Raw genomic sequence first — 17699 nt, forward strand, 5'->3', positions numbered from 1 at the left:
ATCGAGATCTGCGGCGCAAGATCGGGTGTGACGTCAATGGACCAGCTGCGGCCGCCTGCACCATCAATCGTGATCCGACCATCCTGCGAGACCAGGAAATCCTGCACCGGATCGGCGGCAGAGGGGATTTCTCCGGTCCGGCCGGAAACGGTTTCGGCCAGGGTTAGCGCCCCAACCTCGCCATAGAAGCGCAAGGTGATCCGGGTACCTTCCGGCAAGGACAGCTCGCCCTGTGCGATATCCGGCAGGTAAATCGTGGGTTTGCCGGTATAGCGCGGCGGTTCGGCCCAACCTTCCCAGCTGGGGCCTTGTGCTGCCTGCGCGCCGCCGGGCGTCATGTCGGCCACCGTGCCAACCCGCAGGATTGATCCAAAGATCAAGGCCACGGCAAAGGCCAGAAGCGCCACATAGCGGATGGCAAAAGGATCGCGCGCGGCAATGCGCAGATCGGGTTTTACGGGTTTGGCCCCTGCCATCTTGAGCGCCATCCGTTCCTGGTGCGCGCGCCACACGGCGGCCGAAGCCGCATCATCCACGCCAATCGCCTGTTCATCCATCAGCGCTTGGATCGGACGCCCCGGCAGGCTTTCGTCCAGCCGCGCCAGCGCTTCGGTCCGTGAGGGCCATTTCAGCGCACGAGCGCCATAGGCAAAGGCAGCCAGCCCCGCCAGCACGGTCAAAACAGCAACCGCCCAGACGGTCTCGACCGCCATCAGATCATGCAGCCCCATCATCAGCGCCGCGAGAGCGAGCAAAACAATGGTCAGCAAGGGCCAGAAACTGCGCAAAAGCCGTTCTGACACCATGCCAAGGCGGGTCAGCGCCAGGGGCAGGCGTAATTTGCGAGTAATCGGGTCCTCAGCGGACCGGCTGAACAAGCTCATCGCGATCTCCGAGCGGGCGTATGACGCGGAATAGCGTTATAGCCACTCGGGAATGGTATCGCGATTGATCATTTCGTCAAAGGTCGGACGTGGGCGGATAACCGCAAATTGATCCCCATTCACCAGAACTTCGGGCACAAGTGGTCGAGAATTATACTCACTGGCCATCACCGCGCCATATGCACCCGCGCTTCGGAAGGCCACAAGATCACCGGCAGAGAGTGGCGGCATCATCCGTTGGCGGGCAAAGGTGTCCCCGGTTTCGCAGACAGGACCAACGATGTCGAAAGGTGCCTGTTCTGCGGCAGGGGCCGGTTCGATCACTGGGATAATGTCGTGATAGGCCTCATACATCGCGGGGCGGATCAGATCATTCATCGCCCCATCGAGGATCAGGAAATCGCGCCCCTCGCCTGATTTCACATAGATCACTTCGCTGACCAGAATACCGGCATTGCCGACAATCAGGCGACCCGGTTCAATCTCGATCTCGCAGCCCAGATGGCCCACAGTGCGCTTGATCAACGCTCCATAATCCACCGGCAAAGGCGGCGCTTCGTTCGACCGGGCGTAAGGGATACCCAAACCGCCACCCAGATCCAGACGGCGAATGTCATGGCCGTCGGCGCGCAGCGTCTCGGTCAGTTCCGCCACTTTTTGATAGGCCAGCTCGAACGGCTCCAGCTCGGTCAACTGGCTGCCGATATGCACATCGATGCCGATCACCTCGATCCCCGGCAGGGCGGCGGCCATGGCATAAACCTCCCGCGCGCGGGAAATCGGGATGCCGAACTTGTTCTCGGACTTGCCGGTGGCAATCTTGGCGTGGGTCTTGGCGTCCACATCCGGGTTCACCCGGATCGTGATGGGCGCGGTCTTGCCCATTTGGGAGGCAACAGCGCTCAACACCTCCATCTCGGGCTCGGATTCGACGTTGAACTGGCGAATGCCACCTTCCAGAGCGGTGCGGATTTCCTCGGCCGTCTTGCCCACGCCGGAAAAGACGATCCGGTCGCCCGGCACGCCTGCGGCGCGCGCGCGCCGGTATTCCCCGCCCGAGACCACGTCCATCCCCGCACCTTCAGCCGCCAATGTCTTGAGGATCGCCTGGTTGGAGGCTGCCTTCATCGCATAGCACACCAGATGGTCCATCCCTTCCAGCGCCTCGTCAAACAGGCGGAAATGCCGGACCAGCGTGGCGGTCGAATAGACATAGAACGGCGTGCCGACCGCTGCGGCAATCTCGGCCACAGGAACATCTTCGGCGTAAAGCGCGCCGTCGCGGTAAAGGAAATGATCCATGGTGCGGCTCCAAACGTATCCCGCGCCATCTAGCGCAGAGGCGGTACGCTTGAAAGGGGGCGAGTACGCATTTTCGAAAATGCGTGCTCAAGCGTCTTCGAAGACGCTTGTGCAAGGCCTTTCGAAAGGCCTTCCCGGCTCAGGTCACCGGACGGGACCGCAAAAAGAGGTAGAGCGGCAGGCCACAGCTGACCCCGATACAGAACGTCGCCGGGATCGCGATCAGGCCGATCCAGTTCCGTCGTACGGCGACCTCGGCGATGATAAAGACCGTCAGCGTCACCGCTGCGATCGTCAGATCCCAGACCAGACCACTGGCCGCCGCATTCACATGCCAGGCGTCCACCATAGCCATGATGTCATAACCATGCTCGTTGAACCACGAGACGAAGTAATACATCGGATGGATCGCACCCCAGATGGCCAGGGCCAGGTAGATCATGCGCAATGGGGACATTCGTCAGAACCCCACGATCAGCGACACCGGGCCATTGCTCAGCCCCACCGCGCCGTAGCCGCGCGTGCCCGAACTGCCAACCGACATGCCCACCGTGGCCGACCCCGTCACCGGGACCGAGGATGTTCCACCGTCCGGTGCGGGTTGTTGCGGTTCCCCGTCAACGCCGCAGGCGGCAAGGGCCAAGGCGCAAAGACAACAGACATAAACCGGTTTCATCAATTCCTCACTGACACGCCAACACGCGCATATCCGCTGACCCGAACCCCGCTTGTCGGGGCATCCTCCCGCACTGCCGTCGAAGACCGCGGCGCAGACGGGCTTGCCGGCTCACAGGCCATCAAGCCCAGGATCGCCACAAGCCCGCAGGTCAACCGCCTCATCCCAGCTCCTTTTTCCACCGTGCGATCTGCACACGCACCTGCGACGGCGCGGTGCCGCCATAGGATGTGCGGGAGTTTACCGAATTTTCAACTCCAAGAACATCAAAGACGTCATTCGTGATTTCGGCATGAACCGATTGCATGTCCTCAAGGCTAAGATCGGGCAGGTCACAGCCTTTGCTTTCCGCCATCGCCACCAGGCTGCCCGTCACGTGATGCGCATCGCGGAACGGCATGCCCAGCACCCGCACAAGCCAATCGGCCAGATCAGTTGCCGTGGAAAAGCCTGACCCTGCCGCAGCCGCCAGGCTTTCGCGATTGGCGGTCATGTCCTTGACCATGCCCTCCATCGCCGCCAGCGCCAGCATCCAGTTGTCGGCCGCATCAAAGACCTGTTCTTTGTCTTCCTGCATGTCCTTGGAATAGGCAAGCGGCAGCCCCTTCATCACCATCATCAACGCCGTGTTCGCCCCAAAGATCCGCCCCACCTTGGCGCGGATCAGCTCTGCCGCGTCAGGGTTTTTCTTCTGAGGCATGATGGACGAACCCGTCGAAAACCGATCCGACAAGGTCACAAACCGGAACTGGGCCGAGGACCAGATCACAAGCTCTTCGGCGAAGCGGCTGAGGTGCATGGCGCAGATCGACGCCACGCTCAGGAACTCCAGCGCGAAATCCCGGTCGCTGACCGCATCCAGTGAATTGGCCGCAGGCCGATCAAAGCCCAGCGCTTCTGCCGTCATCTCCCGATCAATCGGGAAGCTTGTGCCGGCCAGAGCAGCCGCCCCCAATGGGCTTTCATTCATCCGCGCCCGCGCATCGCGCACGCGGGAAAGATCCCGACCAAACATCTCAACATAAGCCATCATGTGATGGCCCCAGGTCACAGGCTGCGCGGTCTGCAGATGGGTGAAGCCCGGCATGACCCACTCCGCCCCGGCCTCGGCCTGATCCAGCAGCGCGCGGATCAGGGCCACCAGCCCCGCATCCGCCGCATCCAGTTGATCGCGCACCCACAGTTTGAAGTCTGTCGCCACCTGATCGTTCCGCGACCGGCCTGTGTGCAACCGCCCGGCAGGCTCCCCAATGATCTCTTTCAGCCGCGCTTCAACATTCATGTGGATGTCTTCCAGCGCGGTGGAAAAATGGAACGCGCCCCCTTCAATCTCTGACAAGACCGTGAGCAGCCCTTCCCGGATCGCCTCAGCGTCCTTATCACTGATGATGCCTTGTGCGGCCAGCATCGCCGCATGGGCCCTTGAGCCTGCAATGTCTTGCGCCGCCATGCGCTGGTCGAACCCGATGGACGCATTAATTGCTTCCATGATCGCATCGGGTCCGGCCGCAAACCGGCCGCCCCACATTTGGTTCGAGGATCTGTCGCTCATCTGCTTTGCCCTTATGGAGGGGTTTATGAAAAAACTCTGTGCCGCGCTTCTCTATCTGGGCCTTGGCCTGGGTGCAAATACTGCGATGGCCGATCTGTCGGCGATCGAGGCGATGCGGGAAGGCGACATGCGCAAGCTTGTGTTTGTGCAAGACCCTCAACCGGTCTCGGACGCACCCTTCAACCTGGAAGATGGCGGCGGCGAGGGGCGGCTGTCGGATTACCGTGGCAAATGGGTACTTTTGAACTTCTGGGCCACATGGTGTGCGCCCTGTCGCAAGGAAATGCCCATGCTGGCGGAGCTTCAGACGGAATTCGGCGGCGACACTTTCGAGGTCGTGACTTTGGCGACAGGCCGCAACTCCCCGCAGGGTATCGTGAAGTTCTTTGAGGAAACCGGCATTACCAACCTGCCCCGCCATCAGGATCCCAAGCAGAATGTGGCGAAAGAGATGGGCGTCTTCGGTCTGCCCATCACGGTGATCATCGACCCCGAGGGCCGAGAAGTCGCCCGCCTGCGCGGCGACGCCGATTGGGCGAGCGACAATGCCAAGGCGATCATTGCGGCGCTTCTTGAGGTTGACGACGGCGGAAGCTGATCGGTTTCGCAAGTCAGCAATCCAAGCCAAGTCGGACACAGCTGTGACCAAAGCCAAGCGCCGAACAGAAGCCCCCACAGGAAAAAGAACTGCCCGCCTTCAAAGCAGTGCCCCCCTGCCCGAAGCGCAATGTGTGGCAACACGTTTACGCGAGTTCAGCCACAGACCCCGCCTGACGCCCGCTGTTGCGGTCTTCCCGAGGCGCGCGACCGAACTTTCGCGCATAGTCGCGACTGAAATGCGCCGGGCTTTCATAGCCGACGTCGAACGCGACGGCGGAAATCGTACCCTTTCCTTCGATAATCAGACGGTGAGCTTCAAGAAGACGTACATCCTTCTGATACTGACCTGGTGTCAGACCTGTGACCGCCTTGAAATGCGTGTGAAACGATGACTTGCTCATGCCTGCATGGTCGGCCAGTTCGGAAACCGACACCGGCTCGTCGATGGATTCATGGATGGTGGCGATGGCCCTGGCGACATGCCTCGATGGATCCTCTCGGCGCAGGAAGCGCCTCAGGATAGCGCCTTGCGGAGACAGCAGGAGCCGCGCGTGGATCTCACGCGTCAGGATCGGTCCAAGAAGTGGTGCGGCGGCCTTATCCCGCGATAGCGCAATGAAACGTGCAACGGCATCAAGCAACAGGGTTTCCGCCGGATACGACATCAGCGCCGCCACGTCTTCATTGTCAGCCGGAAAGTCAGGCACGAGATCGTAAAAGCCGTGCAGAAGTCCCAGGTCGATGGGCAGCACGAAAGCGACATAGGGCACCTCTGGCGCCGCTTCGGTTATGCGGGACAGAACCGGAAGATCGTGGCTGACTATTATCGCATGTCCTGCCGGGCAATGAGCGAAAATCGAGCCCGCCGACACCTCTTTGGCACCCTGCAGGATCAGGCACAGCAGAGGCCGATAGAGTGTTGCCTCGATCTCCGAAGGGTGGCAGCGCCGCAGGATGACGGCATCGCCCAGCCCAAGCGGCGTCAGGCCCTCGCCGGTATGGGCTACTGCGAGTTCTCGTGCCAAAGACATGGTTTCACTTTGCATGAGCCCTCCATCCGCCCTGCCGTGACGACCGATAACACATTTGGGATCAGATTTAACAATCCTTCGCAGTTTTGGATTAATTGGCAAGTCTTTTGCACATTTCGGCAAGAAATCGTGATCCATGACATTTATGAATCATCCAATCAGTCAAGTGATTTAAAGCGTTGCCATACGCGGGAGAAAAGAGATGAACAGCCAGCTCGACAGCACACGCACAACTGCCAACGGCCTGCCACTTGTTGGCTTCGGCACGTATCTTATTGCCAACGATGACGCGCCCGAAGCCGTCGCTGCAGCCATCGGAGCCGGGTACCGCCATATCGACACCGCCGCGGGCTATCACAACGAGGACGGCGTCGGCGAAGGCATCCGTCGCGGTCTCTCTGAATGCGGGCTTGCTCGGGCCGATCTTTTCGTGACCACCAAGCTCTGGCCCGGAAATCCCGCCTGGGGTGACACGCCCAAAGGCTACGACGAAACACTTTCGGCCTTTGAAGCGTCCCTAAAGGCGCTTGGACTGGACTATGTCGATCTCTACCTGATCCACGCCCCTTCAGGCGGATCAGAGCGTGTGAACCAATGGCGGGCGCTCTTGGATCTGAAAGCTGCCGGCAAGGCGCGGGCTATTGGCGTCAGCAACTACACGGAAGCGCATATTGAAGAAATTCGTGCGGCCGGCCTGCCCAGGCCGGAATACAACCAGATCGAGCTACACCCCTGGTCGCAAAAACCGGAATTGCTTGAGTTCATGGCCTTAAACGGTATCCAACCGATCGCCTACAGCTCGCTTGTTCCCCTCTCGACCTGGCGCGCCGAACCCGGACAGGACAGCGCAAAGACGGCCGAAATGCAGGCCGCAGGCTCCGACGCGGGCTCTCCCTTCAGGGCGATGGCGGCGAAGTATGGCGTGACCGAATCGCAAGTGCTTCTGCGATGGGGGGTTCAGAAAGGGTTCGGCGTTCTGCCCAAAAGCCTCAACCCTGAGCGTATGCGCCAGAACATTGATCTTTTCGGATTCGAGATCGATGCAGCTGACATGGCCTTGATCGAGGAGATGGATCGCGGCGATGGCGTCGCCTGGGCAACGGGTGATCCGCGCTTCATGGGTTAGGTTCGATCTTGCATCAGCAAACAGGGCATACGGAAATGGAATGCGGAGGCCAGAGGGGCAGTGACGGCACCTCTGGCGCTCTCTTCCGGCAAGATGGGCGACTGATGCGGCTTTCTGATACGGTCTGCTCCGGGCGCGGTGTCGCCACTCGGGAAATCGGCTCCTGGTTTCAATACTGGTTTCGCAAAAGCGAACGGCCCGCTTTCTTCTGACCGCAGCGTTTTCGCACTGCCCAGAAAGCGCTGTGGTTCGCGCGGAACAAACGTGACGCCACGCCTCCTTTGACAGCCCGCCCCCCCTGCGTTTGACTGAGCGCCGAGGGAAAAGAACATGCCATTGGAAATCCTGCTCATACTGGTTGTCGGAGGGATCGCGGGCATCGCGGCGCTGACCTGGCTTGCCGGCCTGGCGCAGCCCCGGCAACTGAACGAGGATGACGCGACATCCGAATGGGCGCGCCATTACCCCGATGATGTCGTCCAATCCGTCTGGGTTACCCATGATGCGCGCGCAGCACTCGTAATGACCGAACAGCGCCCCGGCCTTCTGTGGGTCATGGGCGCAGACACGGTCGGCCGTCACCTCGTGGATTTCGACCTGATCGACGAACCCCATGGGCTGAGCGTGATCTTTCACGACTACACCGCCCCCAAAGTCCACCTGCATCTGGACGAGGATGAACGCCTTGTCTGGCAAAACCTGATCACACCACAATGACCGACATTCTGACATATCCCGACGTCGTCCAATGGGCCGTCCCCTTCTTCATCGCCGCGATCCTGATCGAGCTCACCTGGATCCTGATCAAACATCGCGGTGGCCGGTACGAGACGCGCGATGCCGTCACGTCCCTCATCATGGGGGCGGGCAATGTGGCCTCGGGCATTCTGCTGGGCTTCATCGCCTGGGGATTTTTCATGTTCCTGTGGGAGCTGACGCCTCTGGATCTGGGCACCTCACTGTGGGTCGTAGCCATATGCTTCGTGCTGGATGACCTGCGCTATTACTGGGTACACCGCTTCGGGCATCGCATCCGCTGGGTCTGGGCCAGCCATGTGAACCACCATTCATCCCAACATTACAACCTGACCACGGCGCTCAGACAGACATGGACCGGCACCTTCACCTTCATGATGATCGTGCGCGCGCCGCTGATCCTTCTGGGCTTTCACCCGGCGATGGTGCTGTTCTGCGGCGGTCTCAACCTGATCTATCAGTTCTGGATCCATACCGAGGCGATCCACCGCCTGCCCCGCTGGTTCGAGTCGGTGATGAACACGCCGTCGCACCACCGCGTGCATCACGGCCGCAACGCGCGGTATCTGGATGCCAATTACGCAGGCGTCTTCATCATCTGGGACAAGATGTTTGGGACTTTCGTCCCTGAACTGGACGAGGAAAAGCCCGATTACGGCCTGGTGCGCAATCTGGGCACGTTCAACCCGATCCGCGTGGCTTTTCACGAATGGGTGGGCATTTTCCACGATGTCACCCGCAAGGGGCTCAATTGGAAAGACCGCCTGATGTACGCCGTGGCGCCCCCGGGGTGGAGCCATGATGGCTCCCGCGACACTTCCGAACAGATCAAGCAAAAGCACCTCGCCCGCCATCCCGAAGACGCCGGCACCCCTGGGTTTCAATGAACCACTACCTGATCGACCTGCCCGCGCGCGCAGCTCTGTTTCCCCTTCTGGTGGCTCAGGCCCTGCAGGTACGCCGCCGCGCCCTGAAACTGCCCGAGGCCGCCGGTCCGCGCACAGGGACAGTCGGCGATGGCCCCGACCTGCGGCTGCTCATCCTGGGCGACAGCTCGGCAGCGGGGGTGGGAGCGTTCCATCAGGATCAGGCGCTGGCAGGCCAGTTGGTCAGCCGCCTGTCGCAAAGCCATCGCGTGACCTGGCAACTTGAAGCCACGACAGGGCACACCACTCGTGACGCGCTGGCACGGCTGGACAGGATCACTGGCGCAAAGTTCGACCTTGCCGTCGTCGCCCTTGGTGTCAACGACGTGACCCGCGCAGTGCCCCTGAAAACATGGCTTGACCGGCAGGCCGTGCTGATCACCCGCCTGCAGACCGAATTCGGCATCCGCCATATCTGCCTGTCGGGTCTTCCGCCCATGGGTGAATTCCCGCTCCTGCCGCATCCGCTGCGCTGGGTTCTGGGGAGACAGGCCAGCCGCTTCGACCACCACCTGCGCGCGCAGGTGGCGCGTCTGCCAAACGTGTCGATCACTGCCTTGGAGTTCGACTTCAGCGTCGATTACATGGCTGAAGACGGCTTTCACCCAGGCCCTGAGGTTTATGCGGCCTGGGCGGACATGCTGATCGCTCAGATGCCTTTGGAAAGCCTCTACACAGGGCCGTGACAAGACTTTTCGAAAAGTCTTGTCACCGCGCCAACCCAGCGACGCGCTTATGGCAGGGGCAGCTGACAAGATGATCGTTGATCAGACCCGTCGCCTGCAAGAAGGCATAAACGATCGTCGGCCCACAAAAGCGAAACCCCGCCTTTTTCAGATCTTTCGAAATTTGCTCGGACAGCGGCGTAAAAGCAGGCACCTGATCAAGACTTTCCCACCGGTTCTGGAGGGGTTTGCCGTCGAAATACCGCCACAGGAACTGATCAAAGCCCTGATCCGCCTCGATCTTTTGCCACGCACGGGCATTGCCAATGGTCGCTTCGATCTTGCCACGGTGGCGGATGATGCCCGGATCGGCCAGAAGCCGTGTGACTTCGGCCTCGTCCCATTCGGCGATCACATGCGGGTCGAACCCTTCAAAAGCCGCGCGAAAATTTTCACGCTTTTTCAGAATGGTGATCCAGCTCAGCCCGGCCTGAAACCCGTCAAGGATCAGCTTCTCCCACAGCGCCCGGCTGTCATATTCCGGCACGCCCCATTCAGTGTCGTGATAGTCGAGGTAGATCTGTTCGGGCCCGGCCCAGCCGCAACGTTCCATCACACTCTCCCTTTCAGTTCCGACTGTTCCAGCTTTCAAGGAAAATGGAAATGCTGCTGCACGGCTTAAACAGATTTTAGGGAACATAAGGCCAAATGTCCCAGGAAAGGGCAAGCCAAGGACCGAAAGATGCCGCGCAGACTGACCCGCTGGACCGACCCACGCGAAGACGGCGACAATCCCCTGGAACGCGCTGCGTTGATCCGTGACGCGGATGTTCTGACGATGGTCGACCGTGCGCTGACCGCAGGTGAAGTGATGTTGGCCTTCCAGCCGGTCATGCAGGCGCGCAGTCCCGGCCAGGTTGCGTTTTACGAAGGGCTCGTGCGCGTGCTTGATGCCACCGGCCGCGTCATCCCTGCGGCGCAATTCATGGCTGCGGCAGAAACCACCGAACTGGGGCGCAAACTGGATTGTCAGGCGCTCCATCTGGCCTTGCGAGCGCTGCAAAGCCACCAAGGCCTGCGGCTGTCAATCAATATGTCGGCGCGTTCCATCGCCTACAAACCCTGGCAAAAGATCCTCAACAGTCACCTTCGGCGCAATCCCTCCGTGGGCGAACGGCTGATTCTGGAAATCTCTGAGGCGTCCGCCATGACCCTGCCCGATATCGTGTCGGGCTTTATGGCCGAACAGCAGGAAAAAGGCATCTGCTTCGCGCTGGATGAATACGGATCGGGTCTAGCCTCCGTCAAATATCTCAAGGATTTCTACTTTGACGCGGCCAAGATCGACGGGCCGCTGATCCGTGGTATCCATGCCGATGCCGATTTACAGGTAACCGTGGCCGCTCTGATTTCAGTCGCGCGCCATTTCGACATGTTCACCGTGGCCAATCTTGTGGAAGACCGCGCCGATGCCGACATGCTGACACAAATGGGTGTCGATTGCCTGCAGGGCTATCTTTATGGTTCTCCCAGCGTCCGCCCCCCGTGGGAAGCCAAACCGCCCTCGCGCCTTTTTGGCTGATCCCGGCGCAAGGCGCGCCTGAGACACCGTGTCCGTTGTAGCCCCTGCCGACAGACTGTATCAGCGTGTCCGAAGGTGGGTATCTGGGGTACGCGCCACATTGGTTGTGTCATGTGCTCCAATTACTCTCGCGTCACGAATCGGACCTAGAGGACAGGACACATGACCAATGTCGTAATCGCATCTGCCGCCCGCACAGGCGTCGGCAGCTTCGGCGGATCTTTCGCCAACACCCCCGCCCATGATCTGGGCGCAGCCGTTCTGGAAGCAATCGTCGAACGCGCCGGGATCGAAAAAGGCGAGGTGTCAGAAACGATCCTGGGTCAGGTCCTGACCGCTGCCCAAGGCCAGAACCCTGCCCGCCAGGCGCATATCAACGCAGGCCTGCCGCTGGAAAGCGCGGCATGGGGCATCAACCAGGTGTGCGGCTCGGGCCTGCGCGCCGTCGCTCTGGGCGCCCAGCATATCCAGTTGGGCGATGCCGAGATTGTCGCCGCCGGCGGCCAGGAAAACATGACCATGTCGCCCCACGCCGCATCCTTGCGGGCGGGCCACAAAATGGGCGACATGAAATATATCGACACGATGATCCGCGATGGTCTGTGGGACGCCTTCAACGGCTATCACATGGGCCAAACCGCCGAGAACGTGGCCGAGAAGTGGCAGATCTCGCGCGACGCGCAGGACGAGTTTGCCGTGGCATCGCAGAACAAGGCCGAAGCCGCGCAGAAAGCCGGCAAATTCGCTGACGAAATCGTTCCCTTCACCATCAAGACCCGCAAGGGCGATATCGTGATGGACAGCGACGAATATATCCGCCACGGCGCCACGATGGAGGCGATGGCCAAACTGCGCCCGGCCTTCACCAAGGACGGTTCCGTCACAGCCGCCAACGCATCCGGCCTGAATGACGGTGCCGCAGGCGTCCTGCTGATGAGCGCCGAGAACGCCGAAAAACGCGGCATCGAGCCGTTGGCGCGCATCGCCTCCTATGCCACCGCCGGGCTGGACCCGTCGATCATGGGCGTCGGTCCGATCTATGCCAGCCGCAAGGCGCTGGAAAAAGCCGGCTGGAAAGTCGACGACCTGGATCTGGTCGAAGCCAACGAAGCCTTCGCCGCTCAGGCCTGCGCCGTGAACAAGGACATGGGCTGGGATCCGGCCATCGTGAATGTGAACGGTGGCGCCATCGCCATCGGCCACCCCATCGGTGCCTCCGGCGCGCGGGTTCTGAACACGCTGCTGTTCGAAATGAAGCGCCGCGACGCCAAGAAAGGCCTCGCCACGCTGTGCATTGGCGGCGGCATGGGCGTGGCGCTTTGCGTCGAACGCGACTGATCCAAATAAGGCGGCGGGGCCAACCTGCCGCCATTACACAACGAACTGAATGACTGGAGGAGCCCTGAATGGCCCGTGTAGCACTTGTCACCGGCGGCAGCCGCGGAATTGGCGAAGCCATTTCGAAACAACTGAAATCCGAAGGCTATGAGGTCGCCGCGACCTATGCCGGCAACGACGAAAAAGCCGCCGCCTTCACCGCTGAAACCGGCATCAAGACCTATAAATGGAACGTTGCCGATTACGAGGCCTCCAAAGCCGGTATCGCACAAGTCGAAGCCGATCTGGGCCCGATCGACACCGTTGTCGCCAATGCGGGCATCACCCGCGACGGCATGTTCCACCGCATGACCCCCGAAATGTGGAAAGAAGTGATCGACACCAACCTCACCGGCGTGTTCAACACCATTCACCCGATCTGGCCTGGTATGCGGGAACGCCAGTTCGGCCGCGTGATCGTCATCAGCTCGATCAATGGCCAAAAAGGCCAGGCCGGTCAGGTGAACTATGCCGCAACCAAAGCGGGCGATCTGGGCATCGTGAAATCCCTGGCGCAGGAAGGCGCGCGCTTCGGCATCACCGCCAACGCGATCTGCCCCGGCTATATCGCCACCGAAATGGTGATGGCCATCGACGAAGCTGTCCGCGAAAAGATCGTAAAAGGCATCCCCGCAGGCCGCCTTGGCGAACCGGAAGAGATCGCACGTTGCGTGTCCTTCCTGGCCTCCGACGGGTCGGGCTTCATCAACGGCTCCACCATCTCGGCCAACGGGGCGCAATTCTTCGTTTAAATCTGCTTGAGCCAGGAAAAAGGGCCGGATTCCGTTATGGAGTCCGGCCCTTTGTCATCCCGTAAGTGCGTCGTGGCGCCAAACGCTCAGCGGGAAGCTTTGGAGGGGAACAGCCAGTTGAAGGCCGATTGCACGGCGCGGGCGCGCTCGACATGCGCCTTCTTGATGGCTTCACGGGCTTGCGGGTTCATGGCAACTTCAAACATTGTCTCGGGTCCTTTCATGCGGGGTCTGTCTGTGTGTCCTTGAGGCGAATATGCGCATTCCCCCACTCTCCGACAAACGAGACTTTTCAACGGCTCGATTAAGTTTTACTTAAGCGATATGAATGATCGCCTCCCCCCTCTCACAGCCCTGCGCGCCTTTGATGCCGCCGCGCGGCACATGTCTTTCGCCAAGGCCGCCGAAGAACTGAACGTCACGCCCGCCGCGTTATCGTTTCAGATCAAGTCACTAGAGGAACACCTGGGCCAACCCGTCTTCCGCCGTCTGAACCGCGCCGTGGAACTGACAGAGGCCGGCCGCGCCCTGGCCCCCGGCGTCGAAGACGCGTTCAAAACACTTTTATCGACCTGGCGCGCAGCGCGCCGCCTCCATGACAACACCACGCTCAATGTCACTGCAGGCCCTGCCTTCACCGCAAAATGGATGGCCCCGCGGCTGTATCAGTTCGCCCAGGAACATCCCGAGATCGACCTGCGCTTCATCGCCAGCCTGCGCATGATGGATTTCACGCGCGACGAAATCGACGTGGCCATCCGGTTCGGCTATGGCCCGGATCCCGATTTTTACTCTGTCCCCCTCGCTAACGAGTGGGTGACGCCGGTGATGACCCCCGAACTGGCCGAAACCTATCCCACCCCTGCAAGCCTGAAGACCGCACCGCTGATCTTTGACGATTCCATCAGCTTTCTTGATCCGCCCTGCGATTGGCCTGCCTGGTTCCGCGCAGTAGGCATCGAATTTGAACCCGAACACGGGCCGCGCTTTTCCCAGGCCGATCACGCGGTGGATGCGGCTTTGGCGGGGGTAGGCATCGTGCTGGGCCGCCGCGCGCTTGTGATAAAGGATCTTTATGAAGGGCGCCTCGTGGCTCCTTATGGCGTGGCGCTTTCCACCGAAGCACATTTCCGCTTCCTTTGCCCAAAAGGCGCCGAAACGCGCCCCCATATCGCAGCCTTCCGCGACTGGATCCTGGCCGAGATTGAAAAAACCGCCTCTGTCTCAGAAGCGCTCACCCTCATTCCCGCCAAGGATGTAGCCCCGAAATGACCCGCGCCGCCGCTACTGCCATCGGATTTATCGCGGTATTGCTATGGGCGCTTCTGGCCTTGTTTACGGTTGGGTCGGCCCCCACCCCGCCGCTTCTTCTGAACACGATCTGTTTCACCATCGGCGGCGTCTTGGGCCTGATCTGGACGGCATCTACAGGGGGCATCGGGCAGCTGCGCCGTGTGCCGTTGGGCATCTACGCCTTTGGAACGCTGGGTTTGTTCGGCTACCACGCGCTGTACTTCTCGGCCTTGCGGTTGGCCCCGGCGGCCGAGGCCGGGCTGATCGCCTATCTCTGGCCCCTGCTCATCGTGCTGCTTTCGGGCCTTTTGCCCGGTGAACGGCTGCAACGCGGGCATCTGGTCGGCGCGCTTCTGGGATTTGCCGGGGCCGGGCTGATCATCTCGGGCGGCACAACGGGATTTCAGGCGCAATATCTGCCCGGATACCTGCTGGCCATGCTTTGCGCGCTGACCTGGTCCAGCTATTCGGTTCTGTCACGACGTTTCGGCAGCGCGCCCACGGCAAGTGTGACGGTCTTCTGTATCGCCTCGGCCCTGTTGTCCGCTCTACTTCATCTGGCGCTGGAGGACACCGTCTGGCCAGACAGCAAGCTCAGTTGGGCCTCTACCATCGCGCTGGGGCTGGGGCCTGTGGGGCTGGCCTTTTTCGTCTGGGATATCGGGGTGAAGCGGGGCGATATTCAGCTTTTGGGCACCAGCTCCTATGCGGCACCGCTTCTATCGACCATCGTTCTTGTGGTTGCAGGGATCGCTGCGCCAAGCTGGTCGCTGGCGCTGGCATCCGTGCTGATCACCGGCGGCGCGGCCCTTGCCGCACGCGCCAGCTTCAAGGCCGTGTCTTAGGACGACAGCCGTTCAATCTCTTCCTTCAAGCGAAGTTTTTGCTTTTTGAGCGCCGCAACTTGCAGCCCATCCACACTGGGGGCGCGTTGCGCTTGTTCGACCTGTTCATCCAGAAGATGGTGTTTCTTCTTCAGTTCCGACAGATGCGAGCTCAAGCTCATGTGCAATCCTCCTCTGAATGTGTTGCAGACCAAGTGGAGCACAAACGAGCGCCTGTGTCACGCCGCAGGCGCAGCATCTGGATAATGAAACCCTAATCGGCGAGGTCGCGCCGCTCAGCTTTGCGCCTGAGGCCAATTCATAGGCAACCCGTCGCGCAGGATCGCGTTGATTTCAGAGGTGTAATGCTCCCTGTCACCGGGATGGCTGACCCCCTCATGCATGACCAGCGGCGCATGCAAGCGGAAGGGCGCCCGCCCCCCTTTTCGCGCGCGCAGAATAACCAGATGCGCTGCGCGGCCCTGTCGCCCGGTTATCGGCAGAACTTCCAAAGAGCCCAGACGCCCATGCGCCGCCGCGATCAGATCGCCCAACCGGTCCGCGCGCTGGATCATGTGCAACCACCCCTGCGGCGCCAGGCGACGCGCAGCCACGTCGATCCAGGTATCAAGCGGCGTCTCTTCGCCGCGCGCGGTTTCCCGGCCGGCGTCTTGCGCGGCGCGCCGTCCGTCGCCGGGAAAATACGGCGGATTGGCCACCACATGAGTAAACTGGATCTGCCGTAATCCCACAGGCAAGGCGGTCAGATCGGCCTCTATCACCTGCATATCCGCGTTGTTTTCAGCCGCATTCCGACGGGCCAGATCGGCATAGGCCGGTTGCAGCTCAACCCCCGTGATCGCCAGGCCCGGCACGCGCGCATGCAGGCACAGGCTCACCGCGCCCACGCCGCAGCCCAGATCCAGAACCGACTGGCCCGCCTTTGCCGGTACCGCCGCCGCCAGAAGAACCGGATCAACGCCCGCACGATACCCGCGCTGGGGCTGGAACAGCTGCACCCGCCCGCCCAGATAGGCATCGCGTGTCAGCCCATCCGTCACTTGCCCAGGTCAATTTCGTTGTCGATCATGACGCGCAGGGCCCGGTCATAATCGGCCTCGCGCACCATCATCCGCTGCGGCAATGCGCCAATGCCGCCATGCAGCAAGCTCATGTTTACGTCCATCGGAAAGCAGGCTATACCCTCGCCCTCAAGAAGGGCGGTGGCAAAAGCCATGATCGTTGGGTCGGTGCTGCGCAAAAGTTCCTTCATGGGAGTGACTTAAGAACAATGCGGGCGCATGTCGAGCCTGCTGGCAGGAGTGTGATGGACATCGCTACATCGCAAAAGCCCCACGAACGTCTAGCCGAAGCGCTGGCGGGTGAAATGGACGCCGTGAACGCCCTGATCCGCGAGCGGATGGCGTCGGAACATGCCCCCCGGATTCCGGAAGTGACAGCCCATCTGGTCGACGCGGGCGGCAAACGCCTGCGCCCGATGCTGACGCTGGCCAGTGCGGTGATGTGCGGCTATCCCGGCCCCTACCACGTGCATCTGGCCGCCACGGTCGAGTTCATCCACACCGCGACGCTCTTGCATGACGATGTGGTCGATGAAAGCAAACAGCGCCGTGGTCGGCCCACCGCGAACCTTCTGTGGGACAACCAATCCAGCGTGCTGGTGGGCGATTACCTTTTTGCGCGATCGTTCCAGTTGATGACGGAAACCGGCAGCCTGCGCGTGCTGTCGATCCTGTCAAACGCTGCCGCCACCATTGCCGAGGGCGAGGTGCTGCAACTGACCGCCGCCACCAATCTGGCCACGGATGAAGAGATCTATCTCAAGGTCGTGCGCGGCAAAACGGCGGCGCTCTTCTCTGCGGCCACCGAAGTGGGCGGCGTGATCGCTGGCGCGGATGAGGCTCAGGTGCAGGCGCTTTTCGATTACGGCGACGCTCTGGGCATCGCCTTCCAGATCGCGGATGATCTTCTCGATTATCAAGGCGATACAGCGGCCACGGGCAAGAACGTGGGTGACGATTTCCGCGAACGCAAACTGACCCTGCCAGTGATCAAGGCCGTGGCGCAGGCGACGCCTGGGGAACGCGCATTTTGGGAACGCACCATTGAAAAGGGTCAGCAAAGCGACGGGGATCTGGACGAAGCGCTGCGCTTGATGGGGAAATACGGCACGCTTGAGGCCACGCGCGATGATGCCAACGCCTGGGCGGCCAAGGCGCGCGACGCGATCCTGACGCTGCCGGATCACCCGATCCGCGACATGCTGCATGATCTGGCCGATTACGTGGTGGATCGCTTGAATTAACGGTGTGGCGGGCTGAAGCCCGCCCTA

Annotated in this window: 21 protein-coding genes; 11 read left to right on the plus strand and 10 right to left on the minus strand. The window is 61.0% G+C overall.

Annotated features, from left to right (window positions below; all coding sequences use genetic code 11):
- From TR61_RS17785 to argH, 5 genes are all read right to left on the minus strand, one after another.
- Positions 1 to 884: DUF4175 family protein (locus tag TR61_RS17785; RefSeq protein WP_157440968.1), on the minus strand; the 884-nt coding region annotated here is incomplete at its 3' end.
- Between the two features lie 36 nt (positions 885 to 920).
- A complete protein-coding gene (gene lysA, locus TR61_RS17790) occupies positions 921 to 2186 on the minus strand; it encodes a diaminopimelate decarboxylase (RefSeq protein WP_050931874.1) in 1266 nt (421 codons plus the stop codon).
- A gap of 139 nt (positions 2187 to 2325) precedes the next feature.
- On the minus strand, positions 2326 to 2643 hold the full coding sequence (locus TR61_RS17795) for a DUF2834 domain-containing protein (RefSeq protein WP_050931875.1): 318 nt from the start codon (positions 2641 to 2643) through the stop codon (positions 2326 to 2328).
- Between the two features lie 3 nt (positions 2644 to 2646).
- A complete protein-coding gene (locus TR61_RS17800; RefSeq protein WP_245626925.1) occupies positions 2647 to 2829 on the minus strand; it encodes a hypothetical protein in 183 nt (60 codons plus the stop codon).
- Positions 2830 to 3022: 193 nt separating this feature from the next.
- Positions 3023 to 4414 carry an argininosuccinate lyase gene (gene argH, locus TR61_RS17805; RefSeq protein ID WP_050931877.1) on the minus strand — a complete coding sequence of 464 codons (1392 nt, stop codon included), beginning with the start codon at positions 4412 to 4414 and terminating at the stop codon, positions 3023 to 3025.
- A gap of 25 nt (positions 4415 to 4439) precedes the next feature.
- Between argH and TR61_RS17810 the strand changes: the two genes are divergently transcribed.
- Positions 4440 to 5012: a TlpA disulfide reductase family protein gene (locus TR61_RS17810; RefSeq protein ID WP_050931878.1), complete on the plus strand. Its 573-nt coding sequence runs from the start codon at positions 4440 to 4442 to the stop codon at positions 5010 to 5012.
- 145 nt (positions 5013 to 5157) lie between these two features.
- On the opposite strand, the gene TR61_RS17815 is transcribed toward TR61_RS17810, so the two are convergent.
- A complete protein-coding gene (locus TR61_RS17815) occupies positions 5158 to 6183 on the minus strand; it encodes an AraC family transcriptional regulator (protein ID WP_082182027.1) in 1026 nt (341 codons plus the stop codon).
- A 64-nt stretch (positions 6184 to 6247) separates the two neighbouring features.
- On the opposite strand from TR61_RS17815, the gene TR61_RS17820 reads away from it, so the two are divergent.
- The 4 genes from TR61_RS17820 (at position 6248) to TR61_RS17835 (ending at position 9539) form a co-directional block, all read left to right on the plus strand.
- On the plus strand, positions 6248 to 7171 hold the full coding sequence (locus tag TR61_RS17820; protein ID WP_050931880.1) for an aldo/keto reductase: 924 nt from the start codon (positions 6248 to 6250) through the stop codon (positions 7169 to 7171).
- Between the two features lie 330 nt (positions 7172 to 7501).
- Positions 7502 to 7888 (plus strand): hypothetical protein, encoded by a 387-nt coding sequence (locus tag TR61_RS17825; protein WP_050931881.1) that lies wholly within the window; start codon positions 7502 to 7504, stop codon positions 7886 to 7888.
- Positions 7885 to 8814 carry a sterol desaturase family protein gene (locus TR61_RS17830; RefSeq protein WP_050931882.1) on the plus strand — a complete coding sequence of 310 codons (930 nt, stop codon included), beginning with the start codon at positions 7885 to 7887 and terminating at the stop codon, positions 8812 to 8814. Before TR61_RS17825 ends, TR61_RS17830 begins: the two co-directional genes overlap by 4 nt.
- Entirely contained in the window at positions 8811 to 9539 is a 729-nt protein-coding gene (locus tag TR61_RS17835) for an SGNH/GDSL hydrolase family protein (RefSeq protein ID WP_050931883.1), read from the plus strand. The genes TR61_RS17830 and TR61_RS17835 overlap by 4 nt, the downstream gene beginning before the upstream one ends.
- Positions 9540 to 9561: 22 nt before the next feature.
- On the opposite strand, the gene TR61_RS17840 is transcribed toward TR61_RS17835, so the two are convergent.
- Positions 9562 to 10131, minus strand: a complete 570-nt coding sequence (locus TR61_RS17840) for a DNA-3-methyladenine glycosylase I (RefSeq protein ID WP_050931884.1) — start codon at positions 10129 to 10131, stop codon at positions 9562 to 9564.
- A gap of 129 nt (positions 10132 to 10260) precedes the next feature.
- Between TR61_RS17840 and TR61_RS17845 the strand changes: the two genes are divergently transcribed.
- From TR61_RS17845 to yddG, 5 genes are all read left to right on the plus strand, one after another.
- Positions 10261 to 11100: an EAL domain-containing protein gene (locus tag TR61_RS17845; RefSeq protein ID WP_050931885.1), complete on the plus strand. Its 840-nt coding sequence runs from the start codon at positions 10261 to 10263 to the stop codon at positions 11098 to 11100.
- Between the two features lie 162 nt (positions 11101 to 11262).
- Entirely contained in the window at positions 11263 to 12438 is a 1176-nt protein-coding gene (locus tag TR61_RS17850) for an acetyl-CoA C-acetyltransferase (RefSeq protein ID WP_050931886.1), read from the plus strand.
- Positions 12439 to 12506: 68 nt separating this feature from the next.
- Positions 12507 to 13229: an acetoacetyl-CoA reductase gene (phbB, locus tag TR61_RS17855; RefSeq protein ID WP_050931887.1), complete on the plus strand. Its 723-nt coding sequence runs from the start codon at positions 12507 to 12509 to the stop codon at positions 13227 to 13229.
- A 324-nt stretch (positions 13230 to 13553) separates the two neighbouring features.
- Positions 13554 to 14501: a transcriptional regulator GcvA gene (locus TR61_RS17860; protein WP_050931888.1), complete on the plus strand. Its 948-nt coding sequence runs from the start codon at positions 13554 to 13556 to the stop codon at positions 14499 to 14501.
- Positions 14498 to 15367, plus strand: a complete 870-nt coding sequence (gene yddG / locus TR61_RS17865; protein WP_050931889.1) for an aromatic amino acid exporter YddG — start codon at positions 14498 to 14500, stop codon at positions 15365 to 15367. The genes TR61_RS17860 and yddG overlap by 4 nt, the downstream gene beginning before the upstream one ends.
- On the opposite strand, the gene TR61_RS19730 is transcribed toward yddG, so the two are convergent.
- The 3 genes from TR61_RS19730 to TR61_RS17875 form a co-directional block, all read right to left on the minus strand.
- Positions 15364 to 15528, minus strand: a complete 165-nt coding sequence (locus TR61_RS19730) for a YdcH family protein (protein WP_082182028.1) — start codon at positions 15526 to 15528, stop codon at positions 15364 to 15366. The two genes, yddG and TR61_RS19730, sit on opposite strands and share 4 nt — an antisense overlap.
- Positions 15529 to 15642: 114 nt before the next feature.
- Positions 15643 to 16407: a tRNA1(Val) (adenine(37)-N6)-methyltransferase gene (locus tag TR61_RS17870; protein WP_050931890.1), complete on the minus strand. Its 765-nt coding sequence runs from the start codon at positions 16405 to 16407 to the stop codon at positions 15643 to 15645.
- Positions 16404 to 16619: a putative signal transducing protein gene (locus tag TR61_RS17875; RefSeq protein ID WP_050931891.1), complete on the minus strand. Its 216-nt coding sequence runs from the start codon at positions 16617 to 16619 to the stop codon at positions 16404 to 16406. Before TR61_RS17875 ends, TR61_RS17870 begins: the two co-directional genes overlap by 4 nt.
- Before the next feature lie 54 nt (positions 16620 to 16673).
- Here TR61_RS17875 and TR61_RS17880 point away from each other — a divergent pair, with 54 nt between their 5' ends.
- On the plus strand, positions 16674 to 17672 hold the full coding sequence (locus tag TR61_RS17880) for a polyprenyl synthetase family protein (protein ID WP_050931892.1): 999 nt from the start codon (positions 16674 to 16676) through the stop codon (positions 17670 to 17672).
- Positions 17673 to 17699 lie beyond the last annotated feature (27 nt).

The sequence above is a fragment of the Aestuariivita boseongensis genome, assembly GCF_001262635.1.
Classification (GTDB): domain Bacteria; phylum Pseudomonadota; class Alphaproteobacteria; order Rhodobacterales; family Rhodobacteraceae; genus Aestuariivita; species Aestuariivita boseongensis.

Bases quoted from the DNA above. Each gene is read 5' to 3' on its own strand.
- TR61_RS17795 (WP_050931875.1), bottom strand. From the start codon at position 2,643: ATGTCCCCATTGCGCATGATCTACCTGGCCCTGGCCATCTGGGGTGCG.
- TR61_RS17850 (WP_050931886.1), top strand. From the start codon at position 11,263: ATGACCAATGTCGTAATCGCATCTGCCGCCCGCACAGGCGTCGGCAGC.
- TR61_RS17825 (WP_050931881.1), top strand. From the start codon at position 7,502: ATGCCATTGGAAATCCTGCTCATACTGGTTGTCGGAGGGATCGCGGGC.
- TR61_RS17840 (WP_050931884.1), bottom strand. From the start codon at position 10,131: ATGGAACGTTGCGGCTGGGCCGGGCCCGAACAGATCTACCTCGACTAT.
- phbB (WP_050931887.1), top strand. From the start codon at position 12,507: ATGGCCCGTGTAGCACTTGTCACCGGCGGCAGCCGCGGAATTGGCGAA.
- TR61_RS17835 (WP_050931883.1), top strand. From the start codon at position 8,811: ATGAACCACTACCTGATCGACCTGCCCGCGCGCGCAGCTCTGTTTCCC.
- TR61_RS17810 (WP_050931878.1), top strand. From the start codon at position 4,440: ATGAAAAAACTCTGTGCCGCGCTTCTCTATCTGGGCCTTGGCCTGGGT.
- TR61_RS17860 (WP_050931888.1), top strand. From the start codon at position 13,554: ATGAATGATCGCCTCCCCCCTCTCACAGCCCTGCGCGCCTTTGATGCC.
- TR61_RS17875 (WP_050931891.1), bottom strand. From the start codon at position 16,619: ATGAAGGAACTTTTGCGCAGCACCGACCCAACGATCATGGCTTTTGCC.
- TR61_RS17880 (WP_050931892.1), top strand. From the start codon at position 16,674: ATGGACATCGCTACATCGCAAAAGCCCCACGAACGTCTAGCCGAAGCG.
- argH (WP_050931877.1), bottom strand. From the start codon at position 4,414: ATGAGCGACAGATCCTCGAACCAAATGTGGGGCGGCCGGTTTGCGGCC.
- TR61_RS17815 (WP_082182027.1), bottom strand. From the start codon at position 6,183: ATGGATCACGATTTCTTGCCGAAATGTGCAAAAGACTTGCCAATTAAT.
- lysA (WP_050931874.1), bottom strand. From the start codon at position 2,186: ATGGATCATTTCCTTTACCGCGACGGCGCGCTTTACGCCGAAGATGTT.
- TR61_RS17830 (WP_050931882.1), top strand. From the start codon at position 7,885: ATGACCGACATTCTGACATATCCCGACGTCGTCCAATGGGCCGTCCCC.
- TR61_RS17820 (WP_050931880.1), top strand. From the start codon at position 6,248: ATGAACAGCCAGCTCGACAGCACACGCACAACTGCCAACGGCCTGCCA.
- TR61_RS19730 (WP_082182028.1), bottom strand. From the start codon at position 15,528: ATGAGCTTGAGCTCGCATCTGTCGGAACTGAAGAAGAAACACCATCTT.
- yddG (WP_050931889.1), top strand. From the start codon at position 14,498: ATGACCCGCGCCGCCGCTACTGCCATCGGATTTATCGCGGTATTGCTA.
- TR61_RS17845 (WP_050931885.1), top strand. From the start codon at position 10,261: ATGCCGCGCAGACTGACCCGCTGGACCGACCCACGCGAAGACGGCGAC.